Consider the following 20,725-nt stretch of genomic DNA (forward strand, 5'->3'; position numbering starts at 1 on the left):
TCGGGAAGCGGACGTCCATGGATCGGTAAAAGCCCGGCCGGGAGCTCCGGAATCTCCCGGCGTCGCGGCCGGACGCCGGAGCACGCTACGACCCGTGTCCACTCACCGAAACACCGACGACATGCGCACCCGCCCGGACCGCCCCGCGCCCGCCCGCGCCCTCCCGAGCCGCGCCCAGGCCGCCCGCGTGCTGCTGAGCCGTGGCCCCGGTGGGCTCGGCGGTCGGGTTCGCGGTGCGGTCCGCCTGGCCGCGGTCGGCACCGCTGCGGCGCTGGTCGCCGCGCCGCTACTCGCCGACCCGGTGAAGAGCACCCTCTCCGCGGCCGAGCGCGCCACCGGCGCCGCCTTCCACACGAGCCTGCGCCGGAGCGAGCATGTCCTGATGCTGCGCGACGGGCTCATGCGCCGGGCGGAGCGCAACCAGGCGCTGGCGCGCGGGCTGATGGGCGGGTTCGGCTGGCGTTCCGACCGCCAGTACCGCTGCCTGGAGCGGCTCTGGACGCGCGAGAGCCACTGGAACGAGCGCGCGCACAGCCCGTCCGGGGCCTACGGCATCCCGCAGGCCCTGCCGGGCTCCAAGATGTCCGCCGCGGGCCCCGGCTGGCAGTCCAACGCGCGGACGCAGATCAAGTGGGGCCTGCGCTACATCCGGGGACGCTACGGGAGCCCGTGCGGCGCGTGGGCCCACTGGCAGGCCACGAGCTGGTACTGACCTCCGGCGTCCGGGGCCGATGCCCACCTCGTGAACGGGGAGCCAAGCCCCCTATGGAGGGGCACCCAGCCCCACTGGCCGGGGATCTCGAAAGGCGAAGAATTCAAAGCGTTCCGCCACACGAGATGATGGGAAAAGCGATGAACTCCGCCCTCGCCCGCCGCCTCACCGGAAGCGCCGGACTCGCCGCCGCGGCGGCACTGCTCCTGGAAGTCCCGCTCTATTTCGTCTACGACGGCGCGCCGCCCGCGTCCAATGTCCTGAGCCGGTTGCTCATCGGGGTGCTGGGGCTCGGATTCGTCCTCGCCTTCGCGATGTCCTTCCGGGAACTGGTCATCCACGCCAGCCCGCACAACGCCTGGATCGGCCGGTTCGCCGGGGCCGCGGGCCTCGCCTACGGCGTCGTCACGCTCGTCTCGTCCGGGCTGGAGGCCGGGGCGGTGATCGCCTCCGACCATCCGATCGACCCGACCGTCACGGTCGACGGCACCTACATCCTGTACGGGACCATCGGCCGGATGCTCCTCGCGATGTTCCTCGGCTCGGTCGGCTACGCCATCCTGCGGACGTCCGTCCTCCCGCGCTGGGCGGGCCTCCTGACCTGCGGACTCGCGCTGGTCAACCTCGCCTTCATGCCGTCCCTGTTCTTCGGCAACACGCCCGCCCACTTCTACGCCGCCAACGGCTGGGGCACCACCGCCCTCATGGGCGCGGTCTTCAGCTGGTGGCTCCTGGGCACGGCGATCGGACTGCTGCGCCGCCCCAAGGGCGCCCACGCGTGAACCCGATCACGGTCCGCGAAGCGGAACGCCCCGCCCTCCCGGCGGGGCGTTCCGCTTTCTCGGCAGGGCCTTCTGCTTTCGCGACGGGGCGTTCCGCTTTCTCGGTCAATGGCGTCCCGTGGCGCTGCGGCGTGCTTCGGCGGCGAGCGCAGCGCAATTCCGGATGACGTACTCGGCCAGTTCCGGTGCTCTCAGATGGATCGCGCCCAGCCTTTCGGGGACGAGCGGAACCCATTCCAGGTCATAGGTGCCTTTCACCGCCATTTCCGGTTCGGTGAACTCCGGCCCGGAGCGCGCGGAAAGGTCGTAGCTCACGAGTTCGGCGGCGAAGATGTGCTGCACCCTCAGGCGCCGGACGCCGTCCACCGGCCCGTCGTCGATCCTCTCGGTCAGCAGGAACACCTGGACGGGATCGGTGATGACGCCGCCCAGTTCCTCGCGCACCTCCCGGTGCAGCGCCGCCACCACGTCCGCGTCGTCCTCCTCGACCTTCCCGCCGGGAGTCACGTAGTAGACGGGCATGCCCGGACGGGTGCGCCTGAGCAGGGCCAGCCTGCCGTCGTTCACCGCGAGCACGCGGGCGCTGCGCCGGACGACCACCTCGCGCACGCTCGCCGGGTCGTCGCCGACCGGCCTCGGATCCGCTTGTGTCATGCCTCTGTTATGCCCTGCCAGGCAGGTCCCGGGTGGACGAACGCCCTTATGGCGCGGGGGTGCGGTTCAACGGCGCAATGGCGTCGCGACGGGATGCGGAGACCCGCCGGGGCGCCGCTCAGAGGGGGCCTGCCCAACGCTCCGGCCTGGGGAAATGCACGACAGACCTCCAGGACATAGTTCTCCGTCGCCTCGGCATCGGCTTGTGATCAAAGGCCGGGTTCCCGGACGATCGTTATGGTAACAGTCAGTGACGAAGGGAATGCGATCATGCATTTGTCCCAGCTCGCGCCGCTCGTCGCGACGGTGCTAGCACTACTGGGCGTAATCTTCCGCCAGATGGGCCTGGTGCGCGCGGAACTCAGCGCCCGCATCGAGAGCGTCGGCAAAGAGGTCCACGCCATCCACGCCGAACTCGACGCGAAGATCGAGGCCAAGGTCGACGGCGCCAACGCCCGCATCGACGGACTGCGCGGCGAGATGGCCGCCCGGTTCGACGGCCAGTGCGAGGAACTCCTCGCCACCATGCAGCCGGTCGTCCGGCTGCTCGAGCGCCTGGAGCAGGACTCCCGCGACCACTTCAAGATGCACCACCACCCGGGCTAGCCCCGCACCGCGCACGGCGCGCCGGCCCCTGCCGGAGCCTCCGTTCCGCACCCCTGATGGAACGGTCTCCCCTCCGCCCGGCTCCCTCCACAGGGCCCACACCCGAACCCCCGAGGCTGACGGCTCCACCCCCGACCCCGATCCTTCGCGCGTGACGGACGCGCACATCGAGAGCGTCGGCGAAAAGCCCCCGGCCCCCGGACCGCGAACCTGAACCGTGAACCGCGAACTTGTAATCTCGAACCGCGCGAACCTCGGACCGTAAGCCCCCAGACCGCGCACCCCGGCCCGCAAACCTCGGACCGCGAAGGACCGCGAAGGACTGCGAACCCGAACCGTGAACCCCAGACCGCGAATTTCAGACCGCGAACCTCGGACCGTAGACCTCAAACGCGAACCTCGGACCGCGAACCCCGCATCTCGGGCCGCGAACGCCCAGTCTCGGGCCGTGAACCTCGGCCCGCAAACCTCGGCCCGCGCGCCTTGGCTCGCGACCGTGGGTCGCGATCTCGGACCGCGAGCCTCGGACCGCGAGCCTTGGATCGCGAGCCTTGGATCGCGAGCCTTGGATCGCGACCTTGGATCGCGACCGTGGACTGCGGGCCGTGGGACGTAGACCGTGGACGTCGGATCGCGCTTTGCCAGCGTCAGCATCCTGTCTTCGCCGATCTCGGGCCCGCCTGGCCCCGGCCATGCCGGTGAGCGCAGGCGGGCCGGGGGCGACGGGCGCCGGTCAGCCGAAATCGAGGTCCGCGCACTGGTAGAACGCGTTGCCGGTGTCCGCGATGTCCCAGACGGACAGGAGCATGTGGTGACCGTGGCGCTGGGGGAGCGTGCCGCTGTGCGTCGTGGGGTTGGCCGGCAGCGCGCCCCGGTAGTTCTGCCTCAGGAACGGCGTCAGGTCGAGCGCCTGGCGGGTGAGGGGCTGGGTGGGGTCCCAGCCGTCCTTGGTGAGGAAGTAGCGGAACGAGGTGGTGGAATGCCGGGCGGTGAACTGCCAGACGATGTCCAGCTTCTGGCCGCTCGTCACCTTCGTCGTGGGCCAGCCGGTGCCGCCGCGCTGGTCGTCGAGCGGTGTCCAGCGATCGTCGGCGGCGCCGCAGATCTGCCCGTCGGGCGGACCGCCCGCCGGGAAGCCCTTCGGTCCCTCGATCCCGTCCGGGTCCCACTCGACCTGGTCGCAGTCGGGAACCTGTTCGGTGCCGCACAGGTAGCTGCGGCTCGGCGGCGAGATGGTGTACCCGTGCGAGAACGCCGGGGACGCGAAGAGGACGGGGAGGACGACGGCCGTGGCGGCGCCCACGGCGAGCACGGATTTGCGGGGCATCCTGCTGCTCCTTGGCGGGAGGTGATGAGACCTGGAGGGCGGGCGAGCCGACCGCGGTGCCGGACGGGAGCGGGCACCGGAATCAACTCATAGGAAACCTTCCTAATGACTCGGAGACTAACTCCGCCCACTCCTCTGTCAAGACCCGCATTTTCCGGGCTCGTCCCGCTCTCCGGCGGTCTTGAAACTCCCGAACGACCCACCACTCCTTTCACTTTCGCGCCGACCTCGCTTGCAGACTCCCAGGCGCCGAGGGCTATCCGGGATTGTGGTAAGTCTTGAGGTGATCACGCGAATCCTGATCGAGGCGTTCGAGAAGCCTGGCCATGGGCTGCATCGTCGCGAGCAGCTCACTGCGCAGCCCGTCGAACTTGGCCGCCATCTCGGCGCGCAGGCCCTCGATGCGGGCATTCGTACCGTCGATCTTCGCGTCGAGTTCGGCGCGCGTGCCGTGGACCTCCTTGCCGACGCTCTCGATGCGGGCGTTGAGCTCGGCGCGGACCAGGCCCATCTGGCGGAAGACGACGCCGAGGAGGGCGAGGGCGGTCGCGACGAGCGTCGCGATCTGGGCGAGATACATGACGTGTTCCCTTCGTCACTGATGGTTGACGTGACGATCATCCGGGAGCGCGGTCACTGATCACAACCCGATGCGCCGGCTGTGGATAACTCCCGCAGGAGGAGGCGCCGCGGCGGCTACTTCTGGTGTGGACGGGCCATGGAGAGGACGTCCAGGGCCGCGTCGAGCTGGGCTTCGGTGAGCTTGCCGTCGTCCACGTAGCCGCGCTCCAGGACGACCTGGCGGATCGTCCTGCGTTCGGCGAGGGCCTGCTTGGCCACCTTCGCGGCCTCCTCGTAGCCGATGTAGCGGTTCAGCGGGGTCACGATGGACGGGGACGACTCGGCGTACTCGCGGGCGCGGTCGGCGTCGGCCTCGATGCCGTCCACGGCGCGGTCGGCGAGCAGGCGCGAGACGCTCGCCAGGAGCGTGATCGACTCCAGGAGGTTCCGGGCCAGCATCGGGAGCATGACGTTCAGCTCGAAGTTGCCGGACGCGCCGCCGAACGTGATCGCGGCGTCGTTGCCGATGACCTGGGCGGCGACCTGGGTGACGGCCTCGGGGATCACCGGGTTGACCTTGCCGGGCATGATGGACGAGCCGGGCTGGAGGTCGGGCAGGCGGATCTCGGCGAGCCCGGCGCGCGGGCCGGAGCCCATCCAGCGCAGATCGTTGGCGATCTTGGTGAGCGAGACCGCGATGGTCTTCAGCTCGCCGGACGTCTCGACCAGGCCGTCCCGGGCGCCCTGGGCCTCGAAGTGGTCGCGGGCCTCGGTGAGCGGCAGGCCGGTCGCGGCGGCGATCTCCTCGATCACGCGGGCGGCGAACCGGGGCGGGGTGTTGATGCCGGTGCCGACGGCCGTGCCGCCGAGGGGCAGCTCGGCGAGGCGGGGGAGGGCGGCCTCCAGGCGCTCCACGCCGTACCGGATCTGCGCCGCGTAGCCGCCGAACTCCTGGCCGAGGGTGACGGGCGTCGCGTCCATGAGGTGCGTGCGTCCCGACTTCACGACGTCGGCGAACTCGTCCCGCTTGCGCGCGAGCGACGCCTCCAGATGCCGCAGCGCGGGGATCAGGTCGTTCAGGACCGCGCTCGTCGCGGCGATGTGGATGGACGACGGGAACACGTCGTTCGACGACTGCGACGCGTTCACGTGGTCGTTCGGGTGGACGTCGCGTCCGAGCCGCTCGGAGGCGAGCGTCGCGACGACCTCGTTCGCGTTCATGTTGGACGACGTCCCGGACCCGGTCTGGAACACGTCGACCGGGAACTGGTCGTCCCACTTGCCGTCGGCGACCTCCAGCGCGGCCTCGCGGATCGCCTCGGCCACGTCCTTGTCCAGGACGCCCAGCTCGGCGTTCACGCGCGCCGCGGCGGCCTTGATCTGGCCGAGCGCCGCGATGTGCTCCGGCGACAGCCGGCGGCCGGAGATCGGGAAGTTCTCCACCGCACGCTGCGTCTGCGCGCGCCACTTCGCGTCCGCCGGGACCCGAACCTCGCCCATGGAGTCGTGTTCGATCCGGTAGTCCATGGAAAAGCCACCTCCGCTGTGCGCCGTCCTCCGACGTTAGCTCTCGTCAGTTCGCAGCGGACGCGGCGGCCCGTCCATTCCCGGAAGTGATCGAGAAGACACCCGGGCCGGTCAGCCTCCGGTGCCGGAGTCGGCGGTGCCGCCGGTGGGGGACCGGTCCACGGTGTAGGTGCGGCGCTCGCCGGGACGCCCCTCGGGTTTGTGCTCGCCGTTGATCCACACGTCGCAGGCCGCCGAGTTCGCGAGGACGGCGGTCAGCTTCGGCTGGTCGTACTTGCGGGCGTCGCCCTTGGCGAGCGTCTCGTCCGTCAGGACGGTCAGCCGCGAGCCGGGCACGGAGACGAAGATCTTGCAGCCGTCCCCCCGCGCGCGCACGAGGAGCGTCGCGGTCTGCGCGCCGGACGGCGTGCCGGTGCCGGGCTCGCCCGAGCCGTCGGTCTTCGGCGGCGGCTGGGTCGGGGACGGGCCGGGCTTCTCCCTCATCATCCCGACGATGAGCGCGGTCGCCCCGATCCCGCAGGACGCGACGGTCGCGCCGACCAGCGCGATGACGATCATGAGCCGGTAGCGGGGCGCGGCGGGGACGGCGCGGCGGGCCGAGCGCGGCCCGTTGAGCGCGCGCTCCAGGCGGTCCGCGGCGCGGGCGTGGGTGAGCCGGCGGGTCGGGTTCTTGACCAGCAGGCCGTCGATCACCGGGGCCAGCGGCCCGGCGCGCAGCGGGGGCGGCGGGGGTTCGTTCGCGAGGGCGCTCAGCGTCGCCATCACGTTCTCGCGCTCGAAGGGCGGCTTCCCCTCGACCGCGGCGTACAGGGTCGCGCCGAGCGACCACAGGTCGGAGCGGGGCGTCGCCTTCTCCCCGGCGGCGACCTCCGGCGCGACGTAGGCGGGCGAGCCCATGAAGTGACCGGTCTTGGTGAGCTTCACCGAGCCGGACGAGAACGCCAGGCCGAAGTCGGTGAGCACCACCCGGTCGCCGTCCAGCAGCACGTTGGACGGTTTGAGGTCGCGGTGGACGATGCCCGAGCGGTGCGCCTCCTCCAGGGCGGTGAGGAGCTGGCGCCCGATGTGCGCCACGCGCTCGGGCGGGAGCGGCCCGTCGCGCTCGATCAGGTCCTCCAGGCTGGGGGACTCGATCAGCTCCATCACGATCCACGGGCGGCCCTGCTCGATGACCACGTCGTAGACCTCGACGATCGAGGTCGAGCGCAACTGCGCCGGGGCGCGCGCCTCGCGCAGCGTCCGGCGGTAGAACACCACCCGGTCGTCCTCGGAGAGGTCCGCGGGCAGCCGCAGCTCCTTGATCGCCACCGCGCGATCGAGGAGGTCGTCGTGGCCTCTCCAGACGGTTCCGTTGGCGCCTTGACCGATTTCCGAGACCAGCCGGTAGCGCGTCGCCAGCACGAGGCGCTCTGACTGAGACATGGCCGAAAAGATACCGGAGTGACCAGCTTCCCAGCGGCTACACCTCGGCACCAACTTGGATTTTCCGCCGATATGTATCCCGTCCGTCACCTTCGCCCGGTCGCGTCCCCGCGCGTCCCGAGATCACCCCAGGTCCGCCGAGTCGCGTGAACCTCTGGCGAAACCTCGGCGAACGCGTCGTCCGGCCCTCGGCGAACGCGTCGTCCGGACGTCGGTGAACGCGTCGGCCAGACCTTGGTGAACGCGTCGGACGCCTCACCAGAAGCCCCGCGTGGCCTGCGGAAAAGGCCGGCCGCCGTGCGTGCGGGTGGCCGACCGGCTCGGCGGCCACCCGGACGAAAGTCAGCGGCGGCCGATGGTGAGGACGGGGCCGGTGGTGTCGGCGAAGAAGTCCTCGCCCTTGTCGTCGACGACGATGAAGGCGGGGAAGTCCTCGACCTCGATCTTCCAGACGGCCTCCATGCCCAGCTCGGGGTACTCCAGGACCTCGACCTTCTTGATGCAGTCCTGGGCGAGGCGGGCGGCGGGGCCGCCGATGGAGCCGAGGTAGAAGCCGCCGTGCGCCTTGCAGGCGTCGGTGACCTGCTGGGAGCGGTTGCCCTTGGCGAGCATGACCAGGGAGCCGCCCGCGGCCTGGAACTGCTCGACGTAGGAGTCCATGCGTCCGGCCGTGGTGGGGCCGAACGAGCCGGACGCGTAGCCCTCGGGCGTCTTGGCCGGGCCCGCGTAGTAGACGGCGTGGTCGCGCAGGTACTGCGGCATCGGCTCGCCCGCGTCCAGCCGCTCCTTGATCTTCGCGTGCGCGATGTCGCGCGCGACGACGAGCGGGCCGGTGAGCGACAGCCGCGTCTTGACCGGGTACTTGGTCAGCTCGGCGCGGATCTCGTCCATTGGACGGTTCAGGTCGATCCGGACGACGTCGTCCGAGAGGTGCTCGTCGGTCGTCTCCGGGAGGTAGCGGGCCGGGTCGGTCTCCAGCCGCTCCAGGAACACGCCCTCCGCGGTGATCTTGCCGAGGGCCTGCCGGTCGGCGCTGCACGAGACGGCGATCGCGACCGGGCAGGACGCGCCGTGCCGCGGCAGCCGGACCACCCGGACGTCGTGGCAGAAGTACTTGCCGCCGAACTGCGCGCCGATCCCGAGCTTCTGCGTCAGCTCGAACACTTGAGCCTCCAGCTCCACGTCCCGGAAGCCGTGGCCGAGCGGGGAGCCCTCGGTGGGCAGCCCGTCCAGGTAGTGCGCGGACGCGTACTTGGCGGTCTTCAGCGCGTACTCGGCGGACGTCCCGCCCACGACGATCGCCAGGTGGTACGGCGGGCACGCGGCGGTGCCCAGCGAGCGGATCTTCTCCTCCAGGAACGCCATCATCCGCTTCGGGTTCAGGACGGCCTTGGTCTCCTGGAACAGGAACGACTTGTTCGCGCTGCCGCCGCCCTTCGCCATGAACAGGAACTTGTAGGCGTCGCCGTCGGTCGCGTACAGCTCGATCTGCGCGGGCAGGTTGCTGCCGGTGTTCTTCTCGTCCCACATGCTGACCGGCGCCATCTGCGAGTAGCGCAGGTTCAGCTTGGTGTACGCGTCGTACACGCCGCGCGAGATGGCCTCCTCGTCCCGCCCGGACGTCAGGACGTTCTGCCCGCGCTTGCCCATGACGATCGCGGTCCCGGTGTCCTGGCACATGGGCAGGACGCCGCCCGACGCGATGCCCGCGTTCTTCAGCAGGTCCAGGGCCACGAACCGGTCGTTGGGGGACGCCTCCGGGTCGTCCAGGATCTTGCGGAGCTGCGCGAGGTGCGCGGGCCGCAGCAGGTGCGCGATGTCGCGCATGGCGGTCTCGGTGAGCAGCCGCAGAGCCTCCGGCTCGACCTGGAGGAACGTCCGGCCGCCGGCCTCCAGCGTCGAGACGCCGTCGCTGGTCAGCAGCCGGTACTCGGTCTCGTCCGGACCGGTGGGGAGCAGGTCGGTGTAGGAGAACTCAGGCATCGAAGATCCTCGTGAGGGTGTCCGGTTGGGGGCCGCCCTACAGGTTACGCCGTGTTCAACCGGGCCTCCGGACGGCGTGTCGGACGCAGCCCGAGGCCCACTCCGACCGCCACCAGCGCGGCCCCGGCGACCTCCGCCGGACGCGGCGTCGCGATGCCGAGGAGCACGGTCGTCAGGACGGCGCTCACCGGGATCATCCCGGCGAACAGCCCGGCCCGGTCGGCTCCCATCAAGCCCAGCGCGTCGTACCAGAGCAGGAACGCGACGCAGGTCACGACGACGCTGAGGTACAGCAGGCCCGCGAGCTCGGCGCCCGTCGGCGCGCGCAGGACGTGCGTCCCGTCGGTGGCCAGGCCCGCGACGAGCAGCATCGGGGACGCCAGCGCCGCCGACCACGCCGACACCCGCAGCGGCCCCAGGCGCGGCAGGACGGGCACGGCGAGCAGCGAGAAGCAGACCTCGCCGCCGAGCGCGCCGAGCGAGAGGAGCAGGCCGCGCACCGTCCCGCCGCCGAGCCCGTTCGCCAGCCCGGCCCCGGACGCCACCACGCACGCCGCCAGCACGATCGACGCGCTCGGCCGCCGTCCGGACAGCAGCGGCCCGACCAGCGCCAGCACGATCGGGACGGTCGCCACGACCGTCCCGATCGTCGCGGGGCTCGTGTCGTGCGTCGCGAGGATGATGAACACGTTGAACGCCGCCAGCCCGGTCGCCGCGAGCGCCGCGAGGAACAGCAGATCGCGCCGGGACGGCCGGACGGGCGCGCGCCCCGACCGGCGGTCGGCCGACCGGGCGATCGCGAAAAGGATCAGCGCCGCGCCCGCGTACCGGACGGCCTGGCCGCCCAGCACCGGGTAGTCGGCGATCGTCGCGGACACGGCGGTCAGCGACCCGACGAGGGACATCGCGAACGCGGCCTGCGCCGCGCCGCGAGTGGTGGCCGAAAAGGTCATGGGATGGAACGCTAGGAGCGCCTTGGTCTGCCAGACAGGGCCAATCTCCGTACCGTTTCGAGGACCAAACCGTGACCGACCTGCATCTCGCCCTCGACCGCGCGGCCGGGAACCTGGCGGCGCAACTGGCCGCGGGCTGCCGCGACGCGATCCGGGCCGGACGCCTCGTCGCGGGCACCCGCCTCCCGTCCAGCCGCGACCTGGCCCGTGACCTGGGCGTCTCCCGAGGCGTGGTCGTCACCGCCTACGAACAACTGATCGCCGAGGGCTTCCTGGTCGCCCGCCGAGGCGACGGCACCCGAGTGGCCCCCAACGCCCGCCCGGCCCCCCACCCCTCGGCCCCGCCCGGCGCGGAGGGCGGGGCCGAGGCGCAGACGTCTGGCGCGGAGGGCGGGGCCGGGGCGCGGGCGTCTGGTGCGGAGGGCGGGGCGAAGGCGGGGGCGTCTGGTGCGGAGGGGCTGGCCGGGGCGCGGACGTCCGGCGTGGGGGGTTGGGCTGCGGGGCGGATGCCAGGGGAGGAGGGGCGGGGGCTGGGGCGAGTGGTCGGGGGGCTGGACGGGCGGGGCGAGGTGGCCGTGCCGGGGGTGCGGTTCGATCTGACGCCGGGGCGTCCGGATCTGGCGGCGTTTCCGCGTTCTCGCTGGCTGGCGGCTTACCGGGCGGCGTTGCAGGCGGTGCCGCACCGGGCGCTGACGTATCCCGATCCGGGCGGCGTGCCGGAGTTGCGGGCCGAGCTGGCGGCGTACCTCGGGCGGGTCCGGGCGGCGCACGCGGACGCCGGGCAGGTCGTGATCATGAACGGGGTGGCGCTCGGGCTGTCCTCGGCCGTCCGGGCGCTGGTCGCCGCCGGGCTCCGCACGCTCGCCGTGGAGGATCCGACCAGCGACCGGCAGTTGCCGATGCTCGCCGCGACCGGCGCGCGGATCGTCCGGGTCCCGGTGGACGCGAAGGGCCTGGACGTGGCCGCGCTCGCCCGGTCCGGGGCGTCCGCCGTGCTGGTCACCCCGGCGCACCAGTACCCGACCGGCGTCGTCCTCGCGCCCGAGCGCCGCGCGGCGCTGGTGGACTGGGCCCGCGCCGCCGACGCGGTGATCGTCGAGGACGACTACGACGCCGAGTTCCGCTACGACGGCGATCCGGTGGGGTGCCTCCAGGGCGTCGCGCCCGAGCGGACCGTCCTGCTGGGGTCGGTGAGCAAGGCGCTGGCGCCCGGGATGCGGCTCGGCTGGGCCGTCGCGCCGCCGTGGCTGGCCGCCGACCTGCGCGAGCACCGCGAGCTGAGCGATCTCGGCGGGCCCGTCCTGGATCAGCACGCCTTCGCCCGCTTCCTGGCGGACGGCGCGTACGACCGGCACCTGCGGGCGATGCGGCGGCGCTACCGGCTCCGGCGGGACGCGCTGGTCGCGGCGCTCCACGAGCACGTCCGGGGCGCGGTGGTCCAGGGCATCTCGGCGGGCGTCCACCTGTATCTGGAACTGCCGCCCGGGACGTCCGAGGACGCCGTGATCGAGTCCGCGGCGGCGTCCGGCGTGCGGGTCTCGGGTGCGCGGGAGATGTGGAGCGCGGGCCGGGAGCGTCCGGCGCTCGTCCTCGGGTATGCGGCCCTCAGCGAGGCCCGGCTGGAGGAGGCCGCGCGGGTGCTCGGCGATGCGGTGGAGAATGCCCGAGAGTGACCTGAATGACCTTCGTCCGGCGGGTGAAAGGGCTGGCAGGACGGTTACGGGCGGGGCTGGCGGGTAGATACGGGGTTCCCGCCATAGGAGGTACGGATGTCTCTGGACGAGGCCGCACGGCAGCTGAAGATGGCCGTCCACGACGCGCAGGTGTCGTTCGACCTGATCGGCCTCGGCGACCTCGACCGCGCGCAGGAGAACGCGGTCACCGCCCGCGCAGCGATCGACGCGACGCTCACGGCCCTCGACCGCGCCGTGCAGGACATGACGCCGGACGAGGCGCGCGAAGAGGGTGAGAAAGCGGTCATGGCCGTCAGCGAAGAGGTCTGACCCGCACGCCGCTGACGACGAAGGCTCCCGCACCCCACGTGCGGGAGCCTTGCTCGTCCGCGCGCGTCCGGACGTCCCGTGCGAGCCGTGCGCGTCCGGACGTCCGCCGGGGGCCGTGCGCGTCCGGACGTGCTGCGCCGAGCCGTTCGCAGCGGGACGTGACCGCGCCCGTCGCGCCCGGAGCGGGGGTGCGGGCGCGACGGGCGCGGAGCGGGACGCCGAAGCGTGGCCGGCGTCAGGCGACCGGGCGTTCGGCGGCGACGGGGGCGGGGGCGCCCTCGGCGTCGGCGGGCTCGAAGCCGCGGGCCAGGGCGATGATCACGACGGCGAGCACGGCCGGGACGGCGTAGCTGGTCTGGTAGCTCGACATCGGCTGGACGATCAGGACGATCACCGCGCCGACCACGAAGCCGACGTAGTTGAAGATGTTCACGCGGGCGACCGCGATGCCGAGGCCGCTCGCGTCCACCTTGCCCGCCGCCGAGAAGGAGATCGGCGCGACCACGCACAGGCCGAGGCCGGTGACGGCGAAGCCGGCGATGGCCATCGGGGCGTTCTGCGCGGCGACGACCAGCAGCAGCCCGAGCGCGCCGACGACCGTCCCGACGCGGACGACGAGCGTCGCGCCGAACCGCCGGACGCCGAAGTCGGCGACGGCGCGGCTCGCGACCATCATGACCTGGTAGGCGGCGAGGCCGAGCGGCGCGACGGACTTGCTGTGCAGGTCCTTGTCGAAGAACAGGGTGCCGAAGTTCGACAGCATCGAGTCGGCGATGTAGAAGCAGGCCATCGCGATGCCGATGATCAGCACCGGACGCCACGGGACGAGCTTGGCGGCCGACTTCATCGCGTCCGCGGCGACGCTCGCGGCCTCCTCGGCGCGCCGGTAGAGCCGGTTCCCGGTCGCGGCGGAGACCGCGATGCCGAGGACGGCCGGGATCGCGAACCCGACGGCCAGCGACTTGGTCAGCGAGTCGTGGAAGACGTACTCGTTGGCGGCCCACGCCCAGACCGCGCCGAGCCCGGCGGCGGCGCTCCACAGCGCGTGGAAGCCGGTGAGGATGCTGACCCCGTAGGCGCGCTCGGCCCGGACGGCCTGCGCGTTCATCGACGCGTCCACCGCGCCGACGGCGAGGCCGAACAGCGCGATGAGGATGTAGAGCGGCAGGTTCGCGTGGCCGGTGAGGCCGACGGCGAGGACGGACAGGCAGACCAGCGGCTGGGCGACGCGCAGCACCGGCCCGCTGCCGAACCGGCCCATCAGCGGCGCCGCGACCGCGCTGCCGACGCCCGCGATGATCGGCACGCACAGCACCAGAATGTTGATCTGGTCGTCGGTCATGTGGTGCGCGTCGCGGAGCTGGTTGACGCGTCCGACGAGGGTGGCGAAGCACAGCCCCTGGACGGCGAACGCGGCGTACGCGGCGCTCCGGGCCTGGCGGTCCCGGCCGGTGACGGCTCCCGCCGCGGCGGTCTGCGTGGTCATATCCGCCCCTTCCCAACCGCGAATCCGGGCGGCCGAAAAACATGAAAGAGTTTCAAATGAGGGTAGAGAGCCGGACGCTCGGCGGTCAACGCCCGCGAACATAGCGAAAAGGTTGCTCTTCGGCCACAGACGACGATTCCGGACCGATGGTGTCGGACCTCGGACCGGGCGGGACGGGCGGTTACCCTGGCGGGGTGGACAGCAGCCGCCCGCCGCGCGTGCGCGATCTGCGCGCGTCCGACGCCGACCGGGAGCGCGTGGTCGCGGTCCTCGGCGAGGCGCTCGCCGACGGCCGGATCACGCTGGAGGAGCACTCCGAGCGCACGTCGCTCGCCTACGCCGCCCGCACGCTGGGCGAGCTGACCGGCCTCACCACCGACCTGAGCCCCGAGGAGTCCCAGCCGATCCTGGTGGACGACCGTCCGGTGTCGGTGCTGTTCGGCCGCACCCGGCGGGAGGGCCGGTGGGTCGTCCCGGTGAAGCTGCCGCTGGTCGCGCTGTTCGGCACGGTGGAGCTCGACCTGCGCGAGGCGGTCCTGCAGCGCCGCCACATCGTCCTCGACTCGCTGCTGGTGGCGGGGCGCGTCCGGCTGCTCGTCCCGGACGGCGTGCACGTCACCGTCACCGGCCGCAGCGCGCTCAGCACCCGCGACCTGCGGACCCGTCCGGAGGCGGACGGCCCGACCGTGGAGATCGCGGGCACGATGATCTTCGGTTCGGTGTCCGCCCGCGCCCCGAAGCGCACCCTGCGCGACCGTGCCCGCGCCCGGCTGAACCCCCGAGGCGACCGGGCCCGCGACCGCTTCGGCGCCGGCGACGACCGCACGCGCAGCGGACTCGGTGAACGCGACGGGCGCGGCGGATTCGGCGGGCGCGACGGGCGCAGCGGCTCCAGCGAACGCGGATTCGGCGGGCGAGGCGTTAGAGGACGCCTTCGACGACGGTCTGAGTGATCTGCGGCCCGGCGAACAGCGCGAGCAGCCGGTTGGCGATTTCCACCCGTTCCAGCGGGTCGTCGGTGTAGCCCTCGAAGCCCGCCGCGAGCAGGCTCCGCGGCACCGCGTCCGCGTCGAGCAGGACGCGCCAGTACGCCACCGGCAGCGCGAGGTACTCCAGGCCGGTCAGGCGGGTGATCTCCAGCGGGTCGGCGAGCGTGTCGGGATAGGCGGCCAGCGTCCGCAGTTTCGGGCAGCCGAAGAGCGGGGCGAGGCTGACCGGTTCGTCCTCCCAGACGCCGATGCTCAGCACCTCCAGGTCGGGATGCGCGGCGGCCTCGACGCTCGGAATGCTCCGGACGTTGACGTAGGCGACCTCCGGAGTCGCGTCCGCCGTCCGGCTCCAGTCGGGTTCCCGCCCGTGGACGATCATGTCGGTGAGCGAGTCGGCGACCGGCTCCGCGCCGATGTTCTCCTCGTGGCTCAGGAAGATCACCTGACCCGCGAACCCGGCCGGGCCGGGCGTGAGGTCGATCGCGAAGACGTCACCGCCGCCGTTCTCCCCGAACGCGATCCAGCCCGGCGATCCGACCAGCCCCTGCACTGCCGAGTCCGGCCTCGTGACGACCGCCTCGGTGGCGGCGAACTGCCACAGGGCCGGACGGGACGCCGCGTCCGCGATGTAGAGCGAGTCCAGCGGGTAAAGCTCCGCGCAAACGGCGCTGACGTGGCGGTTCATCGCCTCGTAGTCGCCGTCGAAGTCGCTCCACCGCGACCGGGTGACGCGGTAGACCGCCTTGAGCTCCTCGGGCAGGGCGATGCCGAGCCGCGCCTCGGCGGCGGCGATCTCCTCGTCCGTCGCGGGAATCGCGTCGGGGAGCCGCTCGCGGAGCGTCCGCTCCAGCAGCGCCGCGTCCGCCGTGGGGGAGGGTGCGGCGTCCGGGGCCGGTTCGGGGAGGCGGCGCCAGGGCTCCGGGACGGCGCCGTCCACGAGGACGACCGCGTCCGGGCCCGCGTTCCCGATGCCCGGCCGCGCGGAGGCCGTCGGGTTGATCAGGCGCAGGACGGTCCGCCCGGACGCCTCGAAATCGGCGACGAACGAGATCTCGCCCATGCCGCCGAGCGCCTCCTGGACGCGCCGCACGGCGTCCATCTCGTCCTGCATGTCCTCGACCAGCATGGCCCGGCCGGGGGACATGGGCGGCCGTTTCACCGGGACGCTCCAGGCCCCCGGCCCGATCGACCCGGTGGCCCGGCCCTCCGGGGCGTCGAGGGCCGCACGCATGAGCCTCAGCAGGGGCTCCCAGGTGGCGAAGTCGTCGAGCGCGGGCATGGTCGGCCTCCGGTGCGGATCGAACGGTGCGGATCGAACGGTGCGGATTCGAAGATCACGTGGAGGGCGATTGTGCCCGACTCGTCCGACCTTTTCGGATCAGTGGCCGGCGAGGACCTTGACCGCGACGACGACCGCGCCGATCGCGGTGTCCGAAAGGCCCGCGACCAGGGCCGTGACGAGGCGGTCGCCCATGCGGCGTCCGCTGACGAACCCCCACAGGAACAGCGACAGGACGTTCAGGCCGGTGGCCGTCCACAGAGCGGTGTTCAGCTTGACGAGGCCCAGACCCGACACACCGATCAGCAGCAGGGGGCTCACCGCGGACAGCAGCAGCGGACTGCTGACGTACAGCGAACGCAGCACCGCGAAGCGCGAGTGGCGGCGGCCGTGCACGGCGGACGCGCTCTGGGCGTCGGCGACCAGCGTGGCGAGCCACAGCCCGACCGCCGTCCCGGCCACCGACAGCGCCGCCCCCGCGGGCCCGGCGTGCCCGCCGAGGGCGAGGCCGACCAGGACCGCGACCATCGTGATCGTCGCGTAGATCCGCTCCTTGAGCCGCTCGGCCATGATCTCGACCCGGGTCTCGGGATCGATCGCGCCGGCGGAGCCGCTGGCGTCCGCGTCCGGGGTCCGCTCGTCCACCCGCCGATCGTGGCACGTTCCGCGCGGCCGACCGTGCCGACACGGCGGCCGTGGTGTTCATCCGGAGTTCGCCTGTTCCGCTGGAAAGCCCTCGGGCGCGGTGCTTGGCTTCGGGCATGTCGCTGACGTATCCCGAGGCCATCGTGGTCGGGCTGTTCCAAGGGGTGACCGAGCTGTTCCCGGTGTCGAGCCTGGGGCACAGCGTGCTGATCCCCGCGCTGGTCGGCGGGCGCTGGGCGCGGGACCTGGACGTCTCCGCGTCGCAGTCCCCGTACCTGGCGTTCCTGGTCGGCCTGCACGTGGCCACGGCGCTGGCGCTGGTCGTCTTCTTCTGGCGGGACTGGATCCGGATCGTCGCCGGCTTCGCCACCTCGCTGAAGGACCGGCGCGTCGAGACGTCCGACCAGCGCCTCGCCTGGCTGCTGATCGTCGCGACCGTCCCGGTCGGCGCGGCCGGGCTCGCGCTGGACCACGTGTTCCGGACCGTCCTCGGCAAGCCGATGCCGGCGGCCCTCTTCCTGGCCGCGAACGGCCTGCTGCTGTTCCTCGGGGAACGGCTGAGGCGCAAGGCCCCGTCCACGGCGGTCCCCGCCGCCCCGGCCCAGGCCCCGGTCACGCCCGCTCGGGACGCCTCCAGCCGCGCGACCCGCGTCGACCTCCCGGTCATCGAGGACCCGGACGTCGCGTCCGACCGGCGGCTGTCCCGCCTGGGCTGGTGGGAGGCGCTCATGATCGGCGCGGCCGAGATCCTCGCGCTGCTGCCCGGCATCAGCCGCTCGGGCGCGACGATGGTCGCGGGCCTGACCCGTGGCCTCTCCCACGAGGACGCCGCGCGGTTCTCGTTCCTGCTGGCCACGCCGGTCATCCTCGCGGCGGGCGTGCTGAAGCTGCCGGAACTGACCGGGCCGGAGGGGAAGGGCATCCACGGCCAGATCCTCGCGGGCAGCGTCGCCGCCGCCGTGGCCGCGTACCTGGCCGTCCGGTTCCTGGTGAAGTACTTCGAGACCCGAACGCTGACGCCCTTCGCGATCTACTGCGGCGCGGCGGGCCTGCTCAGCGCGGCCTACCTGGCCGCCACCTGAGCGAACGCCGCGAGGCCGACCCGCCAGGCGCCGTCGAGATCGGCGTCCGGCGGGAACCGGCCGTCCAGCTCCAGGATGACCATCCCGTGCGCGAACGCCCACAGCGCCCGCGCGCGATGCTCGTCCGGGACGATCCTGACCAGCGGCAGCGCGGCTCGGGCCTCCAGACCGTCCGGCAGCAGATGCCGCGGAAGCGGCCCGGCCGTCATCAGCCGGTAAAGATGCGGATGCGCCAGCGCGTAAGCCCGGTAAGCCGCGCCGAGGGCGACAAGCGGCTGCTCGTCTTCCGTCGCCGCCATTAGTGCCTCGGCCTGCTCCTGCAACCCCTGCGCGATCAGCTCGAGCTCGACGGCCTGCTTGTCCGGGAAGTGCTTGTACAGCGACGGCGCGCGAATCCCGAGCCGATCGGCGATGCGCCGCATGGTCAGCGCGTCCGCGCCCTCTTTTTCCAGCAGTTCCCGAGCGGCCTCGACGATCTGCCGCGCCCGCTCAGCCACGCCGCGACCCGTCCGCGGCGCGAAGTCCGTACCCGAACGTCCGGTCCATCGCGATGTGCCCCAGCCACCCGAGCAGCCCGGCGAACAGGGCGGGTGCCTCGATCGCCGAGACGCTGTAGACGACGGCCAACGCGAGCGGGATCACGGCCCGGTGCGCCGCGTTGTAGAACGGCACCGCGCGCGGCCCGAGCCGTCCGCCCCCACCCCGCCGCGCGTCGATGAACATGGTGAAGTCCGGCGCGATGAAGAAGACGAAGGCCGCGATTAGCGCGAGCACCCCGTGGTTCCACACTTCGACCCCGACGAACGCCCCGTAGAAGACCGTCAAGGCTCCCCACCCGGCCCGAGCGGCCACCCGCCACCCGGAGATCCCCCGGCCCACCGTCGCGCTCTGACCCACCATGACGCCTCCTTGGCTAACAGCGTTAGCCAGACTCTAAGGCTAACGCTGTTAGCCGTCAAGGCGGGCCGTCCGCCGGGCCGGCCGTCCGCCCGGCCCGGCGTCGGCCTGGCCTGACGTGCGCCTCCTGGGACGCATCTCGTCACCGAGGGTAGTTGAATCGTTCGCACGGGTAGTTCTCCGGGCGTTGTCGTGTTCTCGAATCGGGGGAGTGCTGGGATGAGGATTCGTGCGCTGGGAGTCGCCGCTGCCACCTGTGCCCTGGCGGTCGGCGGAGGTGCGGCGACCGCTCGGCCCGCCGGGGCGGTGCCCGTGCGGTGCGACTACGCGAAGGTCAGGGAACTCACCGTCGAGCAGGTCGTCGCGAAGCTGCCGGCCAAGGTGCGCCGCAAGATCGTGAAGAACCCGGTCTACCTCGAGAACAAGGACACGCAGGTGAAGGCGCTCCCGACGGCCGTCCAGGACCGAATTCGCGCCGAGTGCGCTGCCGGTTAGGCGGCGGGCAGCAACAGGGACGCCGCCGCACTGATCGCCGATATCTGCGCCGATCCAACGACATGCTCCGCGACGCAGCCGCCGATCTGCTCCGCCGGTCGGGGCCGTGACGGGCGTGAGCCCGGCGCGGGGGCGCCGGGCTCACGGGAAAGTGCGGAAGAACTCTCGATCAGACGGCGGAGTCGAAGTTGATGGCGCTGTAGGCGCGCAGCTTGCTGAGCTGGTGCTCGCTGTGGATGGTCCGGATCGTCCCGCTGCGGGAGCGCATGACGAGGGAGTGGGTCATCGCGCGGCCCTTGCGGTACCGGACGCCGTCGACGAGCTCGCCGTCGGTGATGCCCGTCGCGGCGAAGAACACGTCGTCGGACGCGACGAGGTCGTCGGTGGTCAGCACGCGGTCCAGGTCGTGGCCCGCGTCGATCGCCCGGCCGCGCTCGGCGTCGTCCTTCGGCCACAGGCGGCCCTGGATGACGCCGCCGAGGGCCTTGATCGCGCAGGCGGCGATGATGCCCTCGGGGGTGCCGCCGACGCCGAGCAGCAGGTCCACGCCGGTGCCCTCGCGGGCCGCCATGATCGCGCCCGCGACATCGCCGTCCAGGATGAACTTGATGCGCGCGCCGGTCTCGCGGACCTCCTTGACGATGCCCTCGTGGCGCGGGCGGTCCAGGATGACGACCGTCACGTCGTCCACCGAGGAGCCCTTCGCCCGGGCCACGGCGCGGATGTTGTCGGCGATCGGGCGCTCGATGTCCACCGAGTCGGCGGCCTCGGCGCCGGTGACCAGCTTCTCCATGTAGAACACCGCGGACGGGTCGTACATCGAGCCGCGCGGCGCGACCGCCAGGACGGCGATCGCGTTGTTCATGCCGAGCGCGGTGAGGCGGGTGCCGTCCACCGGGTCGACGGCCACGTCGCACTCGGCGCCCGAGCCGTCCCCGACCTGCTCGCCGTTGTAGAGCATCGGGGCGTTGTCCTTCTCGCCCTCGCCGATCACGACCACGCCGCTCATGGACACGGTGTTGATCAGCTGCCGCATGGCGTTGACCGCGGCCCCGTCGGCGCCGTTCTTGTCCCCGCGCCCGACCCAGCGCGCGGCGGCCATCGCGGCCGCCTCGGTCACCCGCGCCAGCTCCAGCGCCAGGTTGCGGTCCGGGGCGGCGGGCTCGGTGACGAGGGGGGACGAGACGGTGGTGTCGTCGGACATGGCGAGACGCCCTTTCGGTCGATGGCTCATCCGGATTCTCCGTGCGGCCCGCTCCGGCGGCCAAATTGGACCAGACCAGAGCGGACGGACGCCGCGGTCGGGATCGTCTCCAGGGATC

21 protein-coding genes are annotated in these 20,725 nt (G+C 72.2%); 8 read left to right on the forward strand and 13 right to left on the reverse strand.

Annotated features, from left to right (window positions below):
* The first annotated feature begins 94 nt into the window (after positions 1 to 94).
* Both ACFPCY_RS27630 and ACFPCY_RS27635 read left to right on the forward strand, forming a co-directional pair.
* The gene (locus ACFPCY_RS27630; RefSeq protein WP_378259753.1) at positions 95 to 712 is read left to right on the forward strand and encodes an aggregation-promoting factor C-terminal-like domain-containing protein; all 618 of its coding nucleotides are present in this window, start codon (positions 95 to 97) and stop codon (positions 710 to 712) included.
* Positions 713 to 852: 140 nt separating this feature from the next.
* Positions 853 to 1,494 (forward strand): hypothetical protein, encoded by a 642-nt coding sequence (locus ACFPCY_RS27635; protein WP_378259754.1) that lies wholly within the window; start codon positions 853 to 855, stop codon positions 1,492 to 1,494.
* Positions 1,495 to 1,599: 105 nt separating this feature from the next.
* On the opposite strand, the gene ACFPCY_RS27640 is transcribed toward ACFPCY_RS27635, so the two are convergent.
* A complete protein-coding gene (locus ACFPCY_RS27640) occupies positions 1,600 to 2,148 on the reverse strand; it encodes an NUDIX domain-containing protein (protein WP_378259755.1) in 549 nt (182 codons plus the stop codon).
* 270 nt (positions 2,149 to 2,418) lie between these two features.
* Between ACFPCY_RS27640 and ACFPCY_RS27645 the strand changes: the two genes are divergently transcribed.
* A complete protein-coding gene (locus ACFPCY_RS27645; RefSeq protein WP_378259756.1) occupies positions 2,419 to 2,754 on the forward strand; it encodes a hypothetical protein in 336 nt (111 codons plus the stop codon).
* A gap of 733 nt (positions 2,755 to 3,487) precedes the next feature.
* On the opposite strand, the gene ACFPCY_RS27650 is transcribed toward ACFPCY_RS27645, so the two are convergent.
* From ACFPCY_RS27650 to ACFPCY_RS27675, 6 genes are all read right to left on the reverse strand, one after another.
* Complete coding sequence (locus ACFPCY_RS27650) at positions 3,488 to 4,081, reverse strand: lytic polysaccharide monooxygenase auxiliary activity family 9 protein (RefSeq protein WP_378259757.1); 594 nt, start codon at positions 4,079 to 4,081, stop codon at positions 3,488 to 3,490.
* Between the two features lie 256 nt (positions 4,082 to 4,337).
* Complete coding sequence (locus ACFPCY_RS27655) at positions 4,338 to 4,661, reverse strand: hypothetical protein (RefSeq protein WP_378259758.1); 324 nt, start codon at positions 4,659 to 4,661, stop codon at positions 4,338 to 4,340.
* A 116-nt stretch (positions 4,662 to 4,777) separates the two neighbouring features.
* On the reverse strand, positions 4,778 to 6,169 hold the full coding sequence (locus ACFPCY_RS27660; protein WP_378259759.1) for a class II fumarate hydratase: 1,392 nt from the start codon (positions 6,167 to 6,169) through the stop codon (positions 4,778 to 4,780).
* Positions 6,170 to 6,280: 111 nt separating this feature from the next.
* The gene (locus tag ACFPCY_RS27665; RefSeq protein ID WP_378259760.1) at positions 6,281 to 7,591 is read right to left on the reverse strand and encodes a serine/threonine-protein kinase; all 1,311 of its coding nucleotides are present in this window, start codon (positions 7,589 to 7,591) and stop codon (positions 6,281 to 6,283) included.
* Between the two features lie 342 nt (positions 7,592 to 7,933).
* Entirely contained in the window at positions 7,934 to 9,574 is a 1,641-nt protein-coding gene (locus tag ACFPCY_RS27670; RefSeq protein WP_378259761.1) for a fumarate hydratase, read from the reverse strand.
* 44 nt (positions 9,575 to 9,618) lie between these two features.
* The gene (locus tag ACFPCY_RS27675; RefSeq protein ID WP_378259762.1) at positions 9,619 to 10,527 is read right to left on the reverse strand and encodes a DMT family transporter; all 909 of its coding nucleotides are present in this window, start codon (positions 10,525 to 10,527) and stop codon (positions 9,619 to 9,621) included.
* A gap of 71 nt (positions 10,528 to 10,598) precedes the next feature.
* Here ACFPCY_RS27675 and ACFPCY_RS27680 point away from each other — a divergent pair, with 71 nt between their 5' ends.
* The gene (locus tag ACFPCY_RS27680) at positions 10,599 to 12,200 is read left to right on the forward strand and encodes an aminotransferase-like domain-containing protein (RefSeq protein ID WP_378259763.1); all 1,602 of its coding nucleotides are present in this window, start codon (positions 10,599 to 10,601) and stop codon (positions 12,198 to 12,200) included.
* Positions 12,201 to 12,296: 96 nt separating this feature from the next.
* Positions 12,297 to 12,530 carry a hypothetical protein gene (locus ACFPCY_RS27685; protein WP_378259764.1) on the forward strand — a complete coding sequence of 78 codons (234 nt, stop codon included), beginning with the start codon at positions 12,297 to 12,299 and terminating at the stop codon, positions 12,528 to 12,530.
* A gap of 235 nt (positions 12,531 to 12,765) precedes the next feature.
* Here the strand turns inward: ACFPCY_RS27685 and ACFPCY_RS27690 are convergent, their stop codons facing one another.
* Entirely contained in the window at positions 12,766 to 14,016 is a 1,251-nt protein-coding gene (locus ACFPCY_RS27690) for an MFS transporter (RefSeq protein ID WP_378259765.1), read from the reverse strand.
* A 194-nt stretch (positions 14,017 to 14,210) separates the two neighbouring features.
* Here ACFPCY_RS27690 and ACFPCY_RS27695 point away from each other — a divergent pair, with 194 nt between their 5' ends.
* Positions 14,211 to 14,969 carry a DUF1707 SHOCT-like domain-containing protein gene (locus tag ACFPCY_RS27695; protein WP_378259766.1) on the forward strand — a complete coding sequence of 253 codons (759 nt, stop codon included), beginning with the start codon at positions 14,211 to 14,213 and terminating at the stop codon, positions 14,967 to 14,969.
* Here the strand turns inward: ACFPCY_RS27695 and ACFPCY_RS27700 are convergent.
* Together ACFPCY_RS27700 and ACFPCY_RS27705 are read right to left on the reverse strand one after the other, a co-directional pair.
* Positions 14,938 to 16,284 carry an SMI1/KNR4 family protein gene (locus tag ACFPCY_RS27700; protein WP_378259767.1) on the reverse strand — a complete coding sequence of 449 codons (1,347 nt, stop codon included), beginning with the start codon at positions 16,282 to 16,284 and terminating at the stop codon, positions 14,938 to 14,940. The two genes, ACFPCY_RS27695 and ACFPCY_RS27700, sit on opposite strands and share 32 nt — an antisense overlap.
* Positions 16,285 to 16,383: 99 nt before the next feature.
* The gene (locus ACFPCY_RS27705; protein WP_378259768.1) at positions 16,384 to 16,929 is read right to left on the reverse strand and encodes a hypothetical protein; all 546 of its coding nucleotides are present in this window, start codon (positions 16,927 to 16,929) and stop codon (positions 16,384 to 16,386) included.
* 116 nt (positions 16,930 to 17,045) lie between these two features.
* Between ACFPCY_RS27705 and ACFPCY_RS27710 the strand changes: the two genes are divergently transcribed.
* A complete protein-coding gene (locus ACFPCY_RS27710; protein WP_378259769.1) occupies positions 17,046 to 18,011 on the forward strand; it encodes an undecaprenyl-diphosphate phosphatase in 966 nt (321 codons plus the stop codon).
* Here ACFPCY_RS27710 and ACFPCY_RS27715 read toward each other — a convergent pair.
* Together ACFPCY_RS27715 and ACFPCY_RS27720 are read right to left on the reverse strand one after the other, a co-directional pair.
* Positions 17,993 to 18,508, reverse strand: a complete 516-nt coding sequence (locus ACFPCY_RS27715) for a TetR/AcrR family transcriptional regulator (protein ID WP_378259770.1) — start codon at positions 18,506 to 18,508, stop codon at positions 17,993 to 17,995. The two genes, ACFPCY_RS27710 and ACFPCY_RS27715, sit on opposite strands and share 19 nt — an antisense overlap.
* The gene (locus tag ACFPCY_RS27720) at positions 18,501 to 18,911 is read right to left on the reverse strand and encodes a DUF4260 family protein (protein ID WP_378259771.1); all 411 of its coding nucleotides are present in this window, start codon (positions 18,909 to 18,911) and stop codon (positions 18,501 to 18,503) included. Before ACFPCY_RS27720 ends, ACFPCY_RS27715 begins: the two co-directional genes overlap by 8 nt.
* 216 nt (positions 18,912 to 19,127) lie before the next feature.
* Between ACFPCY_RS27720 and ACFPCY_RS27725 the strand changes: the two genes are divergently transcribed.
* Positions 19,128 to 19,403, forward strand: a complete 276-nt coding sequence (locus tag ACFPCY_RS27725; protein WP_378259772.1) for a hypothetical protein — start codon at positions 19,128 to 19,130, stop codon at positions 19,401 to 19,403.
* A gap of 169 nt (positions 19,404 to 19,572) precedes the next feature.
* Here ACFPCY_RS27725 and glpX read toward each other — a convergent pair whose 3' ends face one another.
* Positions 19,573 to 20,607 (reverse strand): class II fructose-bisphosphatase, encoded by a 1,035-nt coding sequence (gene glpX, locus ACFPCY_RS27730; RefSeq protein ID WP_378259773.1) that lies wholly within the window; start codon positions 20,605 to 20,607, stop codon positions 19,573 to 19,575.
* Positions 20,608 to 20,725: the final 118 nt, after the last annotated feature.

Origin of the sequence: Actinomadura gamaensis (assembly GCF_042652125.1) — a bacterium.
GTDB classification, from domain to species: domain Bacteria; phylum Actinomycetota; class Actinomycetes; order Streptosporangiales; family Streptosporangiaceae; genus Spirillospora; species Spirillospora gamaensis.